We start from the raw sequence: 19,789 nt of genomic DNA on the forward strand, positions 1-19,789 counted from the left end.
TAAATGTTTAATGCTGCAGCTCCGTCAGTTTTTTAGTCTTCTTTAAGATTTATCTTGGCCAGGGCCTGAGCAAATGCATTGTTAATAGGTTCCTGGGCCTCTTTACGCTGTTTGTTCAGATACCGCTGGACATCTTTTTTGCTGACTCCTGCTCCCTCTTTTTCTCTTCTTGCCTGAAAGCTGGAGAGTTTTTCTTTATATCCGCAGGCAGAGCAGATAAAGGTATCTTCTTTCCCTTTCAGGTACAGTTCCATTTTTCTATGGCAGTTAGGGCATCGGGCATTGGTAAGCCTGGATATGGTCTCTCTGTGTCCGCAGGCTCTGTCCTGACATACCAGCATTTTGCTGTTTTTTCCGTTTACTGCCAGCATCCTTTTTCCGCATACCGGGCATTTGGTATTTGTCAGATTATCATGGCGGAAGGTTCCCTCTCCGGCCCTGATCTCACCGATGATTTCTTCTGTGTAGTTTTTAATATCTTTCAAAAAGACATTTTTCTTTAATTTTCCCTGGGCAATCCTGGAAAGCCTCATTTCCCAGTCTGCCGTAAGTTCCGGTTTCTTCAGGTCTTCCGGCACCAGTTCCAGAAGCTGCTTTGCCTTGGATGTAATGAGAATGTCATTTCCTCTTTTCTCCATGAGAAAGGTATTGAATAATTTTTCAATAATATCTGCTCTGGTGGCTACTGTTCCCAGACCTCCTGTCTCACCCAGTGTTTTCACCGCCTTTGCATCCTTAGTCTGCATATATTTCACCGGATTTTCCATAGCAGAAAGGAGCGTAGCCTCATTAAAATGAGCTGGCGGCTGAGTCTTTCCTGCAGTCATATCTGTTCTGTCTATTTTCAGTCGCTGGCCTTTTTCCAGTTCTTTCAGAGTCTGAAACTCTTCTTCTTCCTCTTCTGTCCAGTCTCCTTCATAGGCCTCCTTCCAGCCCTGGCTTTTTACGATTTTTCCTTTCGCAGTGAAGATTTCTCCCCCTGCCTGGCCTTTAATCGTGGTCTGTTCATATTCAAAAGGAGGGTAAAGAACGCTGCAGAACCGCCTTACCACCAGATCGTAAATTTTTCTTTCTTCATTTGTCATATGGTCAAGCTGGACAAACTGCTCTGTAGGAATAATAGCATGGTGGTCGCTGACTTTTTTGTCATCTACAAAAGACTTATTTGCCTTTACCGGCTTCATGGACAGAGGACCGGCAATTTTTCTATAGGGCCCTACAGCACAGGCTTTCAGACGTTCTCTGATAGTCGGTACGATATCGCTGCCGATGTATCTGGAATCCGTTCTGGGATAAGTCAGTACCTTATGATTCTCATAGAGCCGCTGCATAATATTCAGGGTCTCTTTGGCAGAAAATCCGAATTTTTTATTGGCATCTCTCTGAAGTTCTGTCAGGTCATAGAGGCCGGGAGCATAAGTCTTTTTTCCGGATTTTTCCACTTCTGTAACCTCCAGCAGACCATTTCCAACTCTTGCCTTTATCTCTTCGATCCGTTCTTTTGAAAAGGAACGGCGGCTTCCGCTTTTTTCTTCCTGCCATGCAAAGCGGATTCCTCCGGCCAAAAGAGTCAGTCCATAGTATTCCCGGGGGGTAAACTGCCGGATTTCCTCTTCCCTTGCTGCGATCATCGCCAGAGTAGGGGTCTGGACCCGTCCGCAGGAAAGCTGGGCATTATATTTACAGGTGAGAGCTCTGGTAGCATTAATACCTACCAGCCAGTCAGCCTCGGCTCTGGACACAGCGGCGTCATATAAGGGCTCATAGTCCTTTCCGTCTCTCAGATGCGCGAATCCCTCCCGGATGGCCTTGTCTGTAACAGAAGAAATCCAGAGTCTTTTCACTGGCTTCGTACAGTGGGCTTTCTCCAAAATCCATCTGGCTACCAGTTCTCCTTCACGGCCTGCGTCAGTGGCAATAATAATCTCACTGACATCCTTTCGAAAAAGCTGGGTCTTGACAGCCTGGTACTGTTTTGCTGTCTGTTTGATCACCACCAGCTCCATTTTTTTCGGCATCATGGGCAGGTCTTCCATTTTCCATTCTTTATATTTCTTGTCATATTCTTCCGGGTCCGCTAAAGTCACCAGGTGACCCAGGGCCCAGGTTACCACATATTTTTCTCCTTCCAGGGCTCCGTTCAGCTTTTTTCCACATTTTAATACCCGGGCAATATCCCGGGCTACCGAAGGTTTTTCTGCTAAAACCAGAGATTTCATATATTTCTCTCCATTTCTCAAAAATTTCTTGTCGTCATAGCTGATTATAACATAGGTCTACCTATACCGTGAACCTCTATATCAACCTTTTCGTAGTTTGAATATTTTCACAAAAAGCTCAAAAAAGGGATTACGATTATTCACAGGACGAAAATTATACCGGGACTTACAGCGGCACCGAAGGGGAGGAATCCTACTATGTCAAGTACCTTGTAAATGAAGAAAAGGGTACCTACCAGCTCATAGAAAGGATTCCTGTAACATACTCCGGCTATGTCAGCTCTGTCCAGGAGCTGAACAATACTCTGCTCATAGACAGCGGGAGCGCCTTCACTGCCGTGGAGCTGGACCAAAATAACCAAATCATTCAGACTCTGAAGGGAACTGGAGATACCTGGTGGTACCGGGTATTCAAGTATGACTACATTGGTTTCTGGTTTGCCGGCTGACAGACTGATTTTTACATAATCTTGCCAAAAAATCCCGCTGTCTTCTTTACCTTTTCCATCAGGTCAGTAAAGCTTTGTGGTGTCAGAGACTGTTTTCCGTCACAGAGGGCTTTTTCCGGATTGTTGTGTACTTCGATCATGACCCCGTCTGCTCCTGCGGCAATAGCTGCCATGGTAAGAGGCTCTACCATGAAACGGATGCCTGCCGCATGGCTGGGGTCTACGATCACCGGAAGGTGTGTCTTAGACTTCAGCATGGGAATGGCAGATATATCCAGGGTATTCCTCATAGAAGTCTCAAAGGTGCGGATACCCCTTTCACAGAGGATCACCTGCTCATTTCCTCCTGCCATGATATATTCTGCACTCATGAGCAGTTCTTCCAGAGTATTTGCCATGCCTCTCTTTAGAAGAATAGGCTTACGGATTTTCCCCAGCTCTTTAAGAAGCTCAAAATTCTGCATATTCCTGGTTCCCACCTGGATCACGTCCACCTCTTCAAAAAGGGGCAGATGTTCTGCGCTCATGATCTCGGTCACAATGGGAAGTCCCGTAGTCTTCTTGGCCTCCAGAAGCATTTTCAGTCCTTCGCTGCCCAGGCCCTGAAAAGAATAGGGGGAAGTTCTTGGCTTAAAGGCGCCGCCTCTTAAGAGCCCTGCTCCAGCCTTCTGTACATCTAAGGCAACTTCTGTCATCTGTTCTCTGGTTTCCACAGAACAAGGCCCTGCAATTACCTGAAAATATCCTCCTCCTATTTTTTCCCCTCCAGCTTCTACCACAGTATCTTTAGGATGCATGGCTTTATTTGCCTTTTTATAAGGCTCATTGATTCTTTTTACAGATTCAACAACTTCTAAAGCTCCCAGCCACTCTTCATCTACCTCTGTGGTGTCTCCGATAAGCCCAATGAGCGATGTATTCATCCCCTCAGAAAGATGAAGTTTCAGTCCCATATCTGTCAGTTGTTTTTTCAGTTCCTCTACTTTTTTCTGGTCTGCGTTGTTTTTTAATACAAGAATCATATTTTTTCCTCCCTATAATTGAAAAAGCCGGTGTCTGCTGCAGACACCGGCTTATCTCTATGGACAGCACTTTTCCCTCAGGAAACTATTCTGCAGCAAAAAGAGCCTGCGCTATAAAAGCCCAGGAAGCAGTAATAAAAATAAAAATTTTTATTTCCACTGAGATTCTGCTGCGTCATTTCACTGTACCAGCCTTTCTGTTTTCTTTTATGTTATGTTTATAATATCCTGAGAATCCTTTTTTGTCAACGATAAATTTTAGCAATTTAAAGCAAAGCAGTGAGTTCTTAATCAAGATTAACAAAAAAAGAATTGTCAGTCTCTGACATGTCTTTTATAATAAATTTAGAATATGTATTGTCTTTTTATTTTAATTATAAAGGAGATCCCATCATGAACGGCCAAGAATCCCACAACCAACAGGCTCATCAGGTAATCCGTGAGGTACAGAAAGCAGTGTTCGGAAAGGACGAATGTATCCGGAAAGTGATGATGGCGATTTTAAGTTCCGGGCATATACTTCTGGAGGATATCCCAGGTGTTGGAAAAACAACCATGGCCCTGGCTTTTTCCAAAGCCCTGAACCTTAAAGAAAACCGCCTTACCTTTACCCCCGACGTCCTGCCTGCGGATCTTACAGGATTCACCATGTACAGAAAAGAAACTGGAAAGTTCTACTATCAGCCGGGAGCAGTTATGTGCAACCTTTTCCTGGGGGACGAGATCAACCGTACTTCCCCCAGAACTCAGTCTGCTCTTCTGGAAGTTATGGAAGAAGGACAAGTGAGTGTAGACGGTGTGACCCATCCGCTCCCAAAACCTTTTATTGTTATTGCTACTCAGAACCCTGCCGGCTCTGCCGGAACACAACTTCTCCCCCAGTCTCAGCTTGACCGTTTCACTGTCTGTCTCACCATGGGATATCCGGATATGGATGAGGAGATCGCTATCCTCAAAGGCCGCATTGCCCAAAATACCATTGAACAGGTCCGGTCTGCAGCAGACGGGCCCTGCCTGCTGCAGATGCAGGAAGAAGTCCGTGGAGTCTTTATCCATGACCGTATCTACCGGTATATTGGAAATCTGGTCCAGGCTACCAGGAGTCATCCTATGATAGAGCTGGGCGTCAGCCCCAGAGGCTCTCTGGCACTTGCCAGAATGGCTCAGGCCAGCGCCTATCTCCGCGGTAAAACCTATGTTACCCCTGATGATATTCGGGAGATATTCATGGATGTATGCGGCCACCGTATCCTTCTGAATGGAAAAGCCAGAATCAGCCATCTGACTCCTGCCGCTGTTTTAGAAGAAATCCTGAAAACAGTTCCCGGACCTTCTCTTCGCAGATCCTGAGGTGAGATTTATGATAAGTCCATTTTTTCTTTTACTCTTCCTTTTTCTGCTCTATATGTCCGTGCTGTATAAAAGCAGCTCATCCCTGGCTCTGTGCCTGCTTTTCCTTTTCTGGGCTGCAGCCTCGGTGTTCCAGCTTTTGTACAGCCGAAAAAAGGTTCAGGTGGATTTCCCTTTTTCTGCTCACACTGGTGCAAAAGAAAGTCAGGCTGTTTTTACCTTCACTATAAAGAATCAGGGAGTCCTCCCTGTATCTGGAATTCGGCTCCGGCTTTTGCTGCTGGATCAGAATGGCAATAAGGCAGAAGAGAAAAAGATTTTCCTCTCTCTTGGGCCCAAAAGCCGTCGAAAATATTCTCTGACTTTTTCTTCTCCCTATTGTGGAAGATTCCAGATACAATTAAAAAGTCTCCGGCTTTACAGCTTCTTATCTCTTGCATGGCTGCCTGTAAAAACCCGCCTGATGGGGGAAGCTGTCTTCTTTCCCCAGCCTTTTCCTGTTCCCCTTAAGATCAGTGAAAAGACCCGGTATTTCGCTCCAGAAGGAGAAGAGTCTCTGGAAACGCCTTTTTTGGCTGCTTCTGCTGCCGGAAGTCTCCAGGATGATATTCACAGCTATCAGCCGGGAGACCGTCTTGGGCTGGTGCACTGGAAGCTTAGCGCCAGAACTGACGAACTGTTGGTGCGTTTTCCCGCCTCCGGGGAAGGATTTTCTGTCCTGTTGTTTCTGGAATTAAAAACCCCCGGTCCTGCAGATTCTGTGGGACAGATCAGTGCATTTTTCCAATGGGCAGCTTCTCTCTCCTTTAGCATGCTGGAGCTGAAATGTGCCCATCTGATGATCTGGTTTGACTTGAAAGAGCAGTGTCTTCGGCGGTTTCCTGTACGGAACGAAGAAGAGCTGAATTTTGCTCTGTACTGTCTTCTTCACGGAGCTTTTTATCCAGACTCTAAGGAGCTATTCTCTCTTTATTCTCGGGAATATCCTACGGATACCTGGGCTTCCCGGCTTTTACTGGACACCAGTCTCACGCTCTGGCAGGAGGACCGAAAGTTAGTTTCCTCCAGCCAGGATAAATGGAAAGAAGATATGGCGCTGACAGAAATCACTTTATAACTTTGGAGGATGAATATGAAAAAAGAACAGCATTTTCAGCTTACTATAAAGACTGGCCCCGCCATCCAGAACAGAAGGGCATATCTTTTTGGATTTTTCTGCTCTTTTCTTCTGTTCTTTTTTGCCTGCGGCAGTTTTCTTCTGAACTTTTGTCTCATTTTCTCTCCGGATTTCTCCTTTCCGTCCATGGCAGGGCTATGTACACTCTTTGGTCTTTCAGGAGCTCTCCTTTTCAGCCTTCGAAAGAACAGCTCTTTTGCCCTGCTCTTTCTGGCAGCATGGGGAATACTGCTGCTGGCGCTTTTTCTCCTCCGGGAAGATTTTTCCCGGCAGTTTTTCAGTGCCGCAGGGGCTGTAGAAAAACTGGTCAATGCTGTTTATGGTCTCCGCCTCTTTCCCGGATACCAGGATATAGTAAAGGATAAATGGATTCTCTGCTTCTTTTTTGCTGCATTTTATCTCCTTCTGCTCTTTCTGACAATGCTCTGGAAAAAACGTACACTTTTTGTTCTTCTTCTGGGAGTTCCCATTCTCTGTTCCTATCTTCTGGAAGTCAATATGCCCCTTATGCTTTTCGCCCTGCCCCTGGGCGCTTTTCTGCTCTGGAGAGGTGCGGTCTCTCCCCAGAGCGTATCCCGGCTGTGGCTTCTTACGGTTCCTCTGCAGGGTATTCTTTTCCTGGCAGCAGCCTGGCTCTTTACCCCTATGGTATCTCCCTGGCTTTTCCAGTCCAGCGAAGCTTTCTCTGACCGGATCAATGCAGTGGGAAACCAGCTTCTATTCGGAGAAGGATCCGCTCCCTCTGTATCCTCCGCACAGGGAAATGAAACAACCACCAGTGGATTTTCCTATGAACCTCAGACAGACAGCCAGTCTATTACCAGCAATCCTCCTGTCTATACTTCCCAGACAGTCCTGTCCATAGAGCTCAGCGAGACTGTTTCTCAGACTCTCTATTTGAGAGGATTCGTAGGTGCAGACTATGAAAGTTTTCAGTGGAATCCTCCTGGAGATGAAGAATGGTTTACCTATGCCCAATCCATGGGATTCTCTCGTCAACAGGCCCAGGACATATACAGCCTTCCTGTATTTGCTGTTTCTGCTGAAAATGTTCTGGAGCTTTCTATGGACTTTCCTTCAGCTCCGGCATTTACCTATCTGCCCCTGGCAGGCCAGGGAGATAGTATTTCTCTCTCCGAAAGCAACCGCCTGTCTGGCAGAAGTTCCCAGCGGGTCACTGGTCAAGTCTTTCCTCTTACTCTGGATACCATGGGTATGGTATCTCTGGAAAATTTTTCTCAGAGCAGCCGGGGACTGGTGAACGCCTATGAATCCTTCTGCCGCAGCCGCTATACCTCCTGGGACGAAAATGAAATGGGAAGTGTGCTGGAAGAGCTGAACCAGCTTCCTGTTTATTCTTCTATGCCGGAAATTCCCACTGACCAGGATATTCAGAACGCCGCAGAAGAAATTCAGAATTTTCTCTGGAGCCATGCCACTTATAGCCTGGCGCTGGAGCCTTTTTCTTCAGACACGCCTCTGGCTCAGGAGATTCTATATGAACAAAGGGCTGGCTTTTGTATACATTTTGCTACTGTAGGCGCCCAGCTTTTCCGAATGTACGGAATTCCCGCCAGATATGTCAGCGGTTATGCAGTTCTCCCAGATAGCCTCTCAGAAGATGGTCAGGGGAATTTTATCGGAGAAGTTCGTGATTCCCGTGCCCACGCCTGGGTGGAGATCTATACGCAAAACGCCGGCTGGGTTCCTGTGGAGGTAACGCCGGGATCCTCTTTCTCTGCACCGGAAACAACTCCTACACCTGAGGAAACTCCGGAAGAAAGCCCTTCCCCCAAAAACAATCCGGAAGAACCAGCCTTTGATGCAGGAAACGGCAGTAAAAATGCCAGCCTTCTCGGCACTGCTGCAAAGATTATAAAGGGACTTCTTTTTTCAGCTTTATTCCTGGGTATTATTTTCCTGGTTCTGCTGTTTATCCACCGTCTGCTCTTCCGTTTCCGTCTGGGATATTACGCCGGAAATCCCACACAGGCCTACCTGACTGTTTTCAAAAACCTTATAAAACTGTGGGAGCTGGAATTCTCCATAAAAATTGAAAATCCCCTGGAACGTGAATATTTCCGGCTTCTTTCAGAAAAACTGCCTGAATCTCAGAAAAAAGATTTTACCAGCCTCTATGCCGAAGCTGAGGCTCTGGCCTATGGGCAGGAAAAAACCACCCCCAAAAAGCTCCGAAACCTCCGCCGTTTCTATCTGGCCCAGCGAAAAAACTACCTGTCCGGCAAAAAAGGCCCTGAAAAACTCCGCATACTCCTCATAAGCCTTTTCCTCTGACCTACCGCTGTTCATTTTATGCGAATTTGCCGAGCACGCTTTGAGACTTTTAGGCTCAAAGCTGCACAGGCTGAGCAATAAAACAAACGGCGATTCCTGAGAGCTTTTCCACCCCGGAAGAGGCTTATATCGCCTCCGCCTTTTCAAACTGGCTGTTATAGAGATTTGCATAGAACCCGCCGGCAGCCAGCAGTTCCTCATGGGTTCCCTGTTCAATAATATCTCCTTCATTCATTACCAGGATAAGGTCTGCATCCCGGATGGTAGACAGACGATGGGCGATAACAAAGCTGGTCCTTCCCTTCATCAGGTTATCCATAGCACTTTGTATCCGTTCCTCGGTCCTGGTATCTACAGAGGATGTTGCCTCATCCAGGATCAGGATCTTATTGTCTGCCAGAATTGCCCTGGCAATAGTCAGAAGCTGTTTCTGTCCCTGGGAAATATTATTAGTCTCTTCATTTAAGACCATCTGATAGCCTCCCGGCTGGGACATGATGAAGTGATGGACATGAGCCGCTTTGGCCGCAGCAATCACTTCCTCGTCAGTAGCATCCAGCCGTCCGTATCGGATATTTTCCATGATAGTTCCATGGAACAGCCAGGTATCCTGGAGCACCATTCCGAACATTTCTCTTAACTCGCTTCTGTTGAAGTCTTTCACATTGTGACCGTCAATAAGAATCTCTCCGGAATTTACGTCATAGAACCGCATCAGCAGTTTGATCATAGTAGTCTTTCCTGCACCAGTAGGTCCTACAATGGCTACTTTCTGTCCTTCCTTTACTTTGGTGTTAAAATCATGGATGATCATATGATCCGGATTATAACCGAAAGCTACATGACGAGCTTCTACATTTCCGCTGAGGGTATGGATATCCACAGGGTTCTCCACAGTCTGGTCTTCTTCTTCCTCATCCAGAAACTCGAAAATTCTCTCTGCGGCAGCCGCTGAGGACTGGAGCATGTTCGTTACCTGAGCGATCTGCTGGATAGGCTGAGTAAAGTTTCGGATATACTGAAAGAATGCCTGGATATCACCTACGGCAACATTTCCCTGTATAACCATATATCCTCCTAAAAGAGCCACCATCACATAGCCCAGATTTCCCACAAACTGCATAATAGGCATCATCATACCGGAGAAAAACTGGGATCTCCAGGCGGAAGTATAAAGCATGTCATTGGTCTTTTCAAATTCACGGACCACATCGTCTTCTTTGTTGAAAGCTTTTACTACATTATGGCCGCTGTAGATTTCTTCTACCTGACCATTTACCTCACCCAGATACTTCTGCTGGTCCCGGAAGTATTTCTGGGAATGTTTCATTACATTCCCAATGATGAACATAGAAACCGGCAGGATTAAAAGAGCCGCCAGAGTCATCCATACATTGATAGACAGCATCATCACAAAGACACCGATCAATGTGGTCACAGAGGTGATCAGCTGGGTAAAACTCTGGTTGATACTGGTCTGAAGAGTATCCACATCATTAGTGATACGGGAAAGGATTTCTCCATGGGTCTTGCTCTCATAATATTTCAGAGGAAGACGGTTCAGCTTTCCAGAGATATCTTTTCTCAGGTTATAAGTCACATTATTGGAGATTCCTGACATAATAAAGCCCTGGACAAAGGAGAACACAGCACTAGCTGCATACAGACACATGGCTCCGGCAAGGATCTGTGCAATCTTTTCAAAGTCAATTCCTGTCCCGCCTCCGATTTTTGACACAAGTCCGTTGAAAAGTTCCGTAGTGGCCTTACCCAAAATCTTCGGGCCGATAATGTTAAATACGGTACTTCCTATGGCAAAGAGCATCATCACAAAGAGCTGGATACGGTATCTCTCCATATAGATAAAAAGTCTTTTCATTGCCCCTTTAAAATTTTTGGCTTTTTCACCGGACATTCCTCTTCCATGTCCGCCCATGGGGCCTCTTGGTCTTCCATTACTCATTGGCTAATTCCTCCTCTGACAACTGTGACATGGCAATCTGGCGATATACGTCGCAGGATTTTAAAAGCTCTTTATGAGTTCCCTGACCAACCACACGTCCTTCATCCAGTACCAGTATCCTGTCTGCATGAAGAATGGTGCTGATACGCTGGGCAACGATCAGAGTCGTTGCATCCTTAGTTTCCTTTTTCAACGCTCTTCTTAAGACTACATCGGTCTTATAGTCAAGAGCGGAAAAGCTGTCATCGAAAATATAGATTTCCGGATTCTTGGCAATCGCTCTGGCTATGGACAGACGCTGCTTCTGTCCTCCGGACACATTCGTTCCGCCCTGAGCAATGGCATCTTCCAGTCCGTCTTCTTTTTCCTGGATAAACTCCCAGGCCTGAGCAATCTTAGCCGCTCTCTCCACTTCTTCAGGAGCTGCCTCATCATTTCCGTAACGGATATTGGAATCTATAGTTCCAGAGAAAAGCACTCCTTTCTGAGGCACATAACCGATTCTCTTACGGAGGCTGTGCAGATCCATTTCCCGGATATCCACACCGTCAACCAGGATCCGTCCTCTTGTCACATCAAAAAATCTGGGAATCAGGTTGACCAGCGTACTCTTACCGCTTCCGGTACTTCCGATGAAGGCTACCGTTTCGCCTTTTTTCGCTGTAAAGCTGATATCTGAAATCGTCTCTTCATCTGCTCCCGGATAGGCAAATCCCACGTTCTCGAAGACCACTTCACCCTTTCTGTCAGCAGAAGGCTCTGTATGGCTTTCTCCGTCCTGAATACTTACTTCGGTCTCCATAATTTCATTGATACGTTTTGCAGAAACACTGGCCCTTGGTATCATAATAGACATCATGGTGATCATCAGGAATGCCATGATAATCTGCATAGCATACTGCATAAAGGCCATCATATTCCCAACCTGCATGGTTCCGTCATTTACAGCATGAGAACCGTTCCAGACGATAAGTACGGTAATGCCATTCATGATCAGCATCATCACCGGCATCATAAAGGTCATACACCGGTTAACAAAGAGGTTCGTTTTCATCAGTTTTTTGTTGGCGTCCTCAAAACGCTCTTCCTCGTGCTTCTCTGTACTGAAGGCCCGAATTACATAAACGCCGGTAAGGATTTCCCTGGCAACCAGGTTCAGATTGTCAATGAGATACTGCAGCTTCGTAAATTTCGGCATGGCAATCTTAAACAGCAAACCTACAAAAAGCATGATCACTACCACTGCCAGAGCCAGAATCCAGGTCATAGAAGCGTCCGTCTGGAAAACTTTATATACTCCGCCGATACCCAGAATTGGGGCATACAGCACAATACGGAAGATCATGGCAAAAAGAAGCTGGATCTGCTGTACGTCGTTGGTGCTCCTGGTGATCAGGGAGGCTGTGGAAAATTTATTCAGCTCTGCTCCGGAGAAAGTAATAACTTTCCGGTACACACTGTTCCTCAGATTTCTTCCCAGTGTAGCTGCAACCTGTGCGGAAAGGAAGGTAACGGTAATGGCCGCTGCCATTCCCAGAAAGGCCAGGCCCAGCATTTTTGCTCCGGTAAAAAGGATGTATTCCATCTGCATCTGATCCAGGTCTTTTCCCTGGGCACTGTACTCTTCCTGAACATAAAGTACCGCAGACTGGGTTACTATCGAGTCTGGCATTTCTTCAAACTGTTCTTTCATTCCAGAAAGCATTTGAGTGAGCTGTTCCTTTGGGAGCTGTTCCAGCACCTGAAAGATATCTGCTTCTGCAGGGATTCCCATCTGTTCTCTGAGCTGAGACACTTCCTGAGAAGATTGGTCTGAAAGCCCTGTTACGATCAGTTCGGGAATTCCCAGAATACTATTCAGCTCTTCCCTTTCTTCAGAATCCAGGTCTTTTAATTCATAAATCCCATCTGACAGATCATAGTTGTCTAAAACCTGCGTCTGGTCCTTTTCATCCATAAACAGGAAAAGTTTTTCCATGGATTCTTCACGGATCGTCTCAGGCACTCCGTCTTCCACGCCTTTCTGCTGGATTCCCACATTGATGATATCCGATGTGTAGTCCGGCAGAGACAGGTCACAGAAAGCCTGAACAAACAAAAGGAGCAGGATCATCACAAGGTAATACCATCTCTCCTTCATGTAGCGAAACATTTTTAACATACTGTCACCCCTTATTTTGTCTTTCTATGTTATTTTCATTGCCGTCATCCTCCAGATTTTGGATCATCTGAAGGAAAAAACGTCGAAGGAGACAAAGTTCACTTTCAGAGAATCCCCGGAACACTGCTTCTTCTTTTTCTTTAATGCAGTCCTTCACTCTTCTGGTTACAGCTTTACCTTCTTCTGTAAGGTATATACGGCTTAGCCGCTGGTCTTTCTCATCAGCTCTCCTCTCAATAATTCCGGATTTTTCCAGTCTTTTAATAGAGACAGCCACTGTAGGAGGACTGATCCTGAGAGTTTGAGAAATTTCTTTCTGACTGATTCCTTCCCGGCAGGACAAAAGTCCGATAAGAGGAGCCTGCTTCGGATGGATACCAGTATCCTTTACCAGGGCAAAGGCTTTCTTAAAATAGAGATGGGTCAGTTTGATAAACAGACTCTGCATCCCTTCCTCTGCTTTCTCTGTTTCCATTTTTTCATCTCCTTCCATTAGTTAGTCGGCTAACTTATAATATGGCAATTTCCTTAGTTTATCAACCCTTTTTGTGCCATTTTAAAATTATTTTATAAAAAACTCACAAAACTTTAATTAGTCAGCTAACTTTTGTGCAAAATAACAAAAGGCCGGTTGATACCGACCTATGCTGATTTTCTGTCAATAATTACAGTTTTTGTCAAATTTCAGCAGCTTCTTTACCAGTTCCTCACAGATTTCCAGTTCTGACTTTCCGTCTGTAGCCACAATAATGTCCGCTGCAGCCTTATATTTTTCCCGGCGTTCCTCCATCAGTCCGGCAATAAATTCTGTATTTTTATTATTTTCCAGAAGAGGGCGCTCATGACTGTTCTTTACTCTCTCCAGAATTGTCTCAGGACTGGCTGTGAGAAGGACAACCCTTCCGTTTTTCTTCATCTCCACTACGTTCTGCTCTCTCAGGGGAACGCCGCCGCCGCAGGAGATCACCACATTGGTCCGTTCCTGCATTTCTATAAGCAGGCTGGTCTCCAGGTTCCGGAAATATTCTTCTCCCCTTGTTTCAAAGATGTCAGAAATACTCATTCCCTCTCTCTTGGCGATCATCTGGTCCATTTCTATGATTTCCATGTCAAACAATGTATGAAGATACTCAGAAATCGTAGATTTTCCAGAACCCATAAATCCGATGAGCACAATATTGTAGGAAAACAGCTTTCTGGCCTGTATCTTCTTACTGCTTTTCAGGATTGCCTGAAAAACATCCTCTACTTCTTGTTTGTGTCTGTGGCCTTCCAGCTTTCTCTCCAGCCAGACCCGCTGCCTCTCTTCCTGGTCAGGCTGAAGCATAGGCATTTTATTTTTCTCTTTATAGGCCATCAGCTCTTCCACAACCTGGTTTCTCTCCAGCAGTCCCTCCAGAATTTTCTCATTGCAGGCCATCAGTTCTTCTCTGTATTTTTCTAACTGGTCCATAATCTCTCCCTATCCAATCTGTTTTTTCTTTTTATTTCCCGCTCTTTTTCCTCTGCCAAAGCAGGCCACATCACACAAAGCATGGTAACAAAGCAGGCGGTGCCTCCGATAAAATTAGAAATGGGTTCTGCAAGGAAAACTCCATTTACACCCAGCCCTGCCACATGGGGCAGCCACAGGGTAAGAGGAATCACGATGACCGCTTTTCTCAGCAGTGAGAAAAAAATTGCATGTTTGGCTTTTCCCAGCCCTGTAAATACGCTCTGCCCCGCAAACTGCAGGGACATAAAGCAGAATCCGAAAAAGTATATCCTCATGGAGGGAACTCCAATTTCCATCAGCTCCTCTCCTCCGTTAAACATAGCAATAAAGACTCCCGGTATCAGCATGGTAATGATCCAGGCCAGTGTGGTATACACAATGCCAATGGCCGCCATAACCTTGATTCCTGCTTTTACCCTCTTGTATTCTCCTGCTCCATAGTTAAATCCGATCACAGGCTGAGAACCCTGAGTCAGTCCGCTTACCGGAACGCTTAATACTTCTCTTACAGAATTTACAATGGTCATAACCGCCACATAAGCGTCTCCTCCAAAAGATTGAAGGGTCACATTGCAGACAATCTGGACGCCGCAGTTGGTAGCCGCCATGATAAATCCGGAAAGGCCAAGAGCCAGGATTTCTTTTACATATCTGAAATCCGGCTTCATTCTGGAAAACCGGATACGAAGGAGGGTATGTTTCCCTGTAAGGAACTTTACCACCCATATGGCGGAAACAGCCTGGGATATGACTGTGGCAACGGCAGCCCCTTTCACTCCCATGCCAAATACAAAAATAAAGACCGGGTCCAGCACAATATTGATCACAGCTCCGATCAGCACCGTAAGCATACCGGTCCTGGCAAATCCCTGGCAGTTGATAAAGCCGTTCATGCTCAGGCTGATCATAACAAAAACAGTGCCCAGAAGGTAAATGCTGATATAATCATCTGCATATCTAAAGGTAGCATCGCTGGCGCCCAGGGCGTAAAGAAGGGGATCCTTTACCGCCATTCCCACCAGTATCAGCAGTACCCCGGTAATCAGGGTAAGGGTAAAAGAAGTCCCCATGATTCCCTCTGCCCGGTCCTCGTCGCCTTTTCCCCTGGCGATGGAGCACAGAGGCGGACCACCGGTGCCTATCAAATTGGAAAAGGCCGTGATTGCCGTTATAATTGGAAAAGCAACCCCTACTCCTGTAAGGGCTGCCGAACTGGCTCCGGGAATCCTTCCGATATAAATTCTGTCTACGATATTATACAATACATTAATAAACTGAGCCACGATCAAGGGAAGAGCCAGACGGAGAATGGTCCCTGCCACACTTCCCTTGGAAAAATCATGTTCTTCTTCTCTGTCCTCATGATGATTTTTAAACAAATGCATGATCCAACTCCCTGTTTTCTTTTCTCTTACTGGCGATAGGTCTTAAGGAAATCTGCCAGCTTATCCGTGGCTTTTTTCAGCTCCTCTACCCTGGGCAGATATACGATCCGGAAGTGGTCCGGTGCTCCCCAGTTAAAGCCTCTTCCATGTGTGACCAGAACCTTCTTTTCTCTGAGGAAATCCAGGGCAAATTTCTCATCATCATAGATATTAAATTTTTTTACATCAATTTTCGGAAAAATATAAAAAGCTGCTTTAGGCTTTACTGCTGAAAGCCCCGGAATGTCATTAATGGCTTTATAAATAAATTCTCTTTGTTCGTAGATCCTGCCTCCCGGCACCAGATATTCGTTTACGCTCTGGTATCCTCCCAGCGCCGTCTGGACAATGGACTGAGCCGGTACATTCGAGCACAGACGCATATTAGAAAGCATATTCAGCCCTTCTATATAATCTTTCGCCTTCTCCTTGGCCCCGCTCAATACCATCCAGCCTACCCGGAATCCTGCAGCCATGTGGGACTTGGAAAGACCGTTCAGGGTAATGCAGAACAGATCCGGAGCCAGGGCTGCGATGGAAGTATGCTTGATCCCGTCCATCACCAGCCGGTCATAGATTTCATCTGAAAATATCATCAGTTCATGTTCCCTGGCAATATCTGCAATTTTCAGCAGAACATCTTCCGGATACACTGCACCGGTAGGATTATTGGGATTGATAATCACAATGGCTTTGGTCCGGTCTGTAATCTTACTTTTTATATCCTCTAGATCCGGATACCAGTCTGATTCCTCATCACAAATATAATGAACAGGTTTTCCTCCTGCCAGAGAAACGCAGCCGGTCCACAGCGGATAATCCGGTGAAGGCACCAGGATCTCATCTCCAGTATCCAAAAGGGCCTGGGTCACAATGCTGATCAGTTCACTGACTCCGTTTCCTGTATAAATATCGTTAATGGTCACATTTGGGATCTTTTTTAACTGGCAGTACTGCATAATTGCTTTTCTTGCGGAAAAAATCCCTTTAGAATCTGAATATCCCTGGGATTCCCGGAGATTATAGATCATATCCAGGATTACTTCCTCCGGAGCGTTAAAACCAAAAGGCGCAGGATTTCCCAGATTCAGTTTCAATACATCGATCCCTCTCTCCTGCATACGATTGGCCTCGTCCAGCACCGGTCCCCGGACGTCATAACATACATCCTCTAACTTTGACGATTTCTGAAAGGTTCTCATAGTTTTACCCCCATTCTTAACTACAGATTTTATCACTTTACTCTATTAACTTCAATCGGTTTCCCCATGGATTTTCCGAAAATATTCCTGTATGTTCTTTTCATATCCGTTCTCTGTAGGATGATAGAATTTCTTTCCCAAAAGCTCCGAAGGCATATACTGCTGCTCCACGTAATGATTTGGATAATCGTGGGCGTAGAGATATCCCACGCCATGGCCCATCTTCTTTGAGCCTTTATAATGAGCATCCTGAAGATGGGAAGGCACGGTAGTCTTGGTGCTCTTCACTGCTTCCATAGCATCAAAGACCGCCATACAGGCAGCATTGCTCTTTGGTGCGCTGGCCACATAAGTCACGGCCTGAGCCAGAGGGATCTGTGCTTCGGGCATTCCCAGCCGTTCTACTGCCTGAGCTGCCGCTACAGCCACTACCAGAGCCTGAGGGTCTGCATTTCCCACATCTTCTGCGGCGCAGATCATAATTCTTCTGGCAATAAACTTAATATCCTCTCCTGCATAGAGCATTTTTGCCAGGTAAAATACTGCGGCGTCAGGGTCAGAGCCTCTCATGCTCTTGATAAAGGCAGAGATGGTGTCATAATGGTTGTCCCCTGTCTTATCATAGCGGACTACCCGCTTCTGGATACACTGGGAAGCCGTTTCCAGGTCAATATGGATCTTTCCGTCTTCCCCTCTTTTTGTAGTCAGGATTCCCAGTTCCAGAGCATTCAGGGCTGCTCTGGCGTCTCCTCCGGAAATATCTGCCAGAAACTCTCTGGCGTCCATTTCCAAAACTGCATTGTAGCTGCCCATTCCCTTTTCCTTGTCCGTCACTGCCCGGTCCAGAAGGGTTTCGATATTCTCCTTTGTAAGAGGCTTCAGTTCAAAAATAATGGACCTGGAGATCAAAGCGCCGTTTACCTCAAAATAAGGATTTTCTGTAGTAGCCCCGATAAGTATCAGAGTACCGTCCTCCACAAAGGGCAGGAGATAATCCTGCTGCCCCTTATTGAACCGATGGATCTCATCAATAAAAAGAATGGTCTTCTTCCCATACATTCCCAGATAGTTCTGGGCTTCTTTTACTACTTCCTCCATATCCTTTTTCCCGGCTACTGTAGCGTTGATCTGCCGGAACCGGGAACTGGTAGTATTGGCGATCACTTTCGCCAGGGTGGTCTTTCCTGTTCCAGGAGGGCCGTAAAAAATAACGCTGCCTAATTTATCTGCCTTGATGGCTCTGTAAAGCAGCTTATCCTTTCCGATGATATGCTCCTGTCCCACCACTTCTTCCAGAGTGGAAGGGCGTATCCTGGAGGCCAGGGGGGCCTCCTGTTCCAGATTCTGTTCCTTCATATAATCAAATAAGTCCATAAATCTTACTCCTATTTTCTGCTATCACCTCTCTGCCTCTTATTATGTTCCGATTTCTTCCGTCACCCGTGTTTCCAGGATATTTATACCAGGACTCTTATTCGTTTTGTAGTCTCTCTTATCTATATTATACTGTCATGCTATAATACTTACCCAGGCAGCCGGAGGGGCGTGCATATCATCCGCCTGAGTCTTGACAGGAGGATGATGCTTATGAATACATATGAGGAAATGCAGATTTTACTTACATTCGCATTACTTGTAGTTGCAATCCTGAATTTGAGGAATAAGTAAGCCGCCCTGTCCCTGGAAAAGATAGGCGGCTTACTAAGCTAGATATTTTTTGCCGGGCGGATAGGTGTGCTCTATCTTCCGGCTGTCTTGTTAAATATATTATATGTCAAAGCCATTCGTTTGTCAAACTCCATTCTTGACACACTTCCTCCATTTCCCGTAAAATAAGTCCCGTAAATACAAGTCAACAGAATCTTTTACTAAAGGAGCTTATATGAATACAAAAAGCAAGCGGGCAGTCCTGGCTGTCATTCTTCTGTTTTTAGTGCTTCTGGCTTTTGCCCTGGTATATCAAAATCGAGAGAGGGAAACAGAGCCCATAAGCAAAACCGATTACTTACTGAATACCATTGTTACAGTAACCCTTTATGACTCTCAAGACGAATCCATTCTGGACGGCGCCCTGGAATTATGCAGAAAATATGACGAACTTCTCAGTCCTACCACAGAAACCAGTGAGCTGTACCGGCTGAATCACGGCGAGCTTTCTCAGGATGAAGAGGGGTTTTATGAATTGTCAGAAGAAACTGCAGATTTAATCTCCCAGGGACTTTCCTACTGCCAGCTGTCCCAAGGAGCCTTTGATATTGCCATAGAGCCTCTTTCCTCTCTGTGGGATTTCACCTCGGGAGAAGGAACCGTTCCTGATAGTTCAGCCATTGAGGCTGCTCTGCCTCTCATCAATTATGAGGATATTACTCTGGAAGGCAATCGTATCCGTTTTGAAAAAGAAGGAATGGGAATCAACCTTGGAGCCATTGCTAAAGGTTATATTGCTGACAAAATGAAAGATTATCTTCTGGAAGAGGGAGTAGAAAGCGCCATTATCGATCTGGGCGGAAATGTACTTTGTGTTGGACAGCGGCCAGACGGAAGCCCCTTCCGCATCGGCGTCCAGATGCCTTTCGCAGACCGAAGCGAAACAGCGGCTGTTATGGAAATTTCCGATAAGTCCGTGGTATCCTCTGGAATTTATGAGCGGTACTTTGAACAGGACGGGGTGCTGTATCACCACATTTTAAATCCCTCCACCGGATATCCTTATGAAAATAATCTGGTCTCAGTCACTATCATCTCCGATGAGTCTGTAGACGGAGACGGTCTGAGCACTACCTGTTTTGCTCTGGGGCTGGAAAAAGGCATGGAGCTGATCAACAGTCTCCCCGATGTACAGGCAGTCTTTATCACAGAGGATTACCAGCTCCACTACAGCGAAGATTTCGAAAAGGAGATCACTCTTGCAAAATAGTATGAGGGCTTTATATTCTATGGGGCTGTCGCATTAACCAAAATCGAGAATATTTATACATTTTATTGCTCAGTCTGTGCCGCTTTGAGCCTATGGTCTCAAAGCTATGCTCGAC

The 19,789-nt window shown here is 45.9% G+C and carries 14 protein-coding genes; 5 read left to right on the forward strand and 9 right to left on the reverse strand.

Features of this window, described 5'->3' with window-relative positions; translation table 11 throughout:
- Window positions 1–32 precede the first annotated feature (32 nt).
- Window positions 33–2,219 (reverse strand): DNA topoisomerase III, encoded by a 2,187-nt coding sequence (locus B5G00_RS04300; RefSeq protein ID WP_087269018.1) that lies wholly within the window; start codon window positions 2,217–2,219, stop codon window positions 33–35.
- A 101-nt stretch (window positions 2,220–2,320) separates the two neighbouring features.
- Between B5G00_RS04300 and B5G00_RS19480 the strand changes: the two genes are divergently transcribed.
- Window positions 2,321–2,668 carry an aryl-sulfate sulfotransferase gene (locus B5G00_RS19480; protein WP_140403115.1) on the forward strand — a complete coding sequence of 116 codons (348 nt, stop codon included), beginning with the start codon at window positions 2,321–2,323 and terminating at the stop codon, window positions 2,666–2,668.
- 11 nt (window positions 2,669–2,679) lie between these two features.
- On the opposite strand, the gene aroF is transcribed toward B5G00_RS19480, so the two are convergent.
- Window positions 2,680–3,690 carry a 3-deoxy-7-phosphoheptulonate synthase gene (gene aroF / locus B5G00_RS04310; RefSeq protein ID WP_087269025.1) on the reverse strand — a complete coding sequence of 337 codons (1,011 nt, stop codon included), beginning with the start codon at window positions 3,688–3,690 and terminating at the stop codon, window positions 2,680–2,682.
- 393 nt (window positions 3,691–4,083) lie between these two features.
- Here aroF and B5G00_RS04315 point away from each other — a divergent pair, with 393 nt between their 5' ends.
- The 3 genes from B5G00_RS04315 to B5G00_RS04325 are packed head-to-tail and all read left to right on the forward strand — an operon-like array spanning window position 4,084 to window position 8,512.
- Window positions 4,084–5,040, forward strand: coding sequence for an AAA family ATPase (locus B5G00_RS04315; protein WP_087269028.1), 957 nt, complete (start codon window positions 4,084–4,086; stop codon window positions 5,038–5,040).
- A 10-nt stretch (window positions 5,041–5,050) separates the two neighbouring features.
- Window positions 5,051–6,157: a DUF58 domain-containing protein gene (locus B5G00_RS04320; protein WP_087269031.1), complete on the forward strand. Its 1,107-nt coding sequence runs from the start codon at window positions 5,051–5,053 to the stop codon at window positions 6,155–6,157.
- Between the two features lie 15 nt (window positions 6,158–6,172).
- A complete protein-coding gene (locus tag B5G00_RS04325) occupies window positions 6,173–8,512 on the forward strand; it encodes a transglutaminase-like domain-containing protein (protein ID WP_162613481.1) in 2,340 nt (779 codons plus the stop codon).
- 124 nt (window positions 8,513–8,636) lie between these two features.
- Here B5G00_RS04325 and B5G00_RS04330 read toward each other — a convergent pair whose 3' ends face one another.
- The 7 genes from B5G00_RS04330 to B5G00_RS04360 form a co-directional block, all read right to left on the reverse strand.
- Window positions 8,637–10,475 carry an ABC transporter ATP-binding protein gene (locus tag B5G00_RS04330; protein WP_087269038.1) on the reverse strand — a complete coding sequence of 613 codons (1,839 nt, stop codon included), beginning with the start codon at window positions 10,473–10,475 and terminating at the stop codon, window positions 8,637–8,639.
- Window positions 10,468–12,636, reverse strand: a complete 2,169-nt coding sequence (locus tag B5G00_RS04335; RefSeq protein WP_087269041.1) for an ABC transporter ATP-binding protein — start codon at window positions 12,634–12,636, stop codon at window positions 10,468–10,470. The genes B5G00_RS04330 and B5G00_RS04335 overlap by 8 nt, the downstream gene beginning before the upstream one ends.
- A gap of 4 nt (window positions 12,637–12,640) precedes the next feature.
- Window positions 12,641–13,111, reverse strand: a complete 471-nt coding sequence (locus B5G00_RS04340; RefSeq protein ID WP_242971278.1) for a MarR family winged helix-turn-helix transcriptional regulator — start codon at window positions 13,109–13,111, stop codon at window positions 12,641–12,643.
- 183 nt (window positions 13,112–13,294) lie between these two features.
- The gene (locus B5G00_RS04345) at window positions 13,295–14,089 is read right to left on the reverse strand and encodes a shikimate kinase (RefSeq protein ID WP_087269047.1); all 795 of its coding nucleotides are present in this window, start codon (window positions 14,087–14,089) and stop codon (window positions 13,295–13,297) included.
- Entirely contained in the window at window positions 14,077–15,516 is a 1,440-nt protein-coding gene (locus B5G00_RS04350) for an MATE family efflux transporter (protein WP_087269050.1), read from the reverse strand. Before B5G00_RS04350 ends, B5G00_RS04345 begins: the two co-directional genes overlap by 13 nt.
- 26 nt (window positions 15,517–15,542) lie before the next feature.
- On the reverse strand, window positions 15,543–16,757 hold the full coding sequence (locus B5G00_RS04355; protein ID WP_087269053.1) for an aminotransferase class I/II-fold pyridoxal phosphate-dependent enzyme: 1,215 nt from the start codon (window positions 16,755–16,757) through the stop codon (window positions 15,543–15,545).
- Between the two features lie 51 nt (window positions 16,758–16,808).
- A complete protein-coding gene (locus tag B5G00_RS04360) occupies window positions 16,809–18,131 on the reverse strand; it encodes a replication-associated recombination protein A (protein WP_087269056.1) in 1,323 nt (440 codons plus the stop codon).
- Window positions 18,132–18,639: 508 nt separating this feature from the next.
- Here B5G00_RS04360 and B5G00_RS04365 point away from each other — a divergent pair.
- Entirely contained in the window at window positions 18,640–19,674 is a 1,035-nt protein-coding gene (locus B5G00_RS04365) for an FAD:protein FMN transferase (protein ID WP_087269059.1), read from the forward strand.
- Window positions 19,675–19,789: the final 115 nt, after the last annotated feature.

Source organism: Blautia sp. An46 (assembly GCF_002161645.1).
GTDB lineage: Bacteria > Bacillota > Clostridia > Lachnospirales > Lachnospiraceae > Blautia > Blautia ornithocaccae.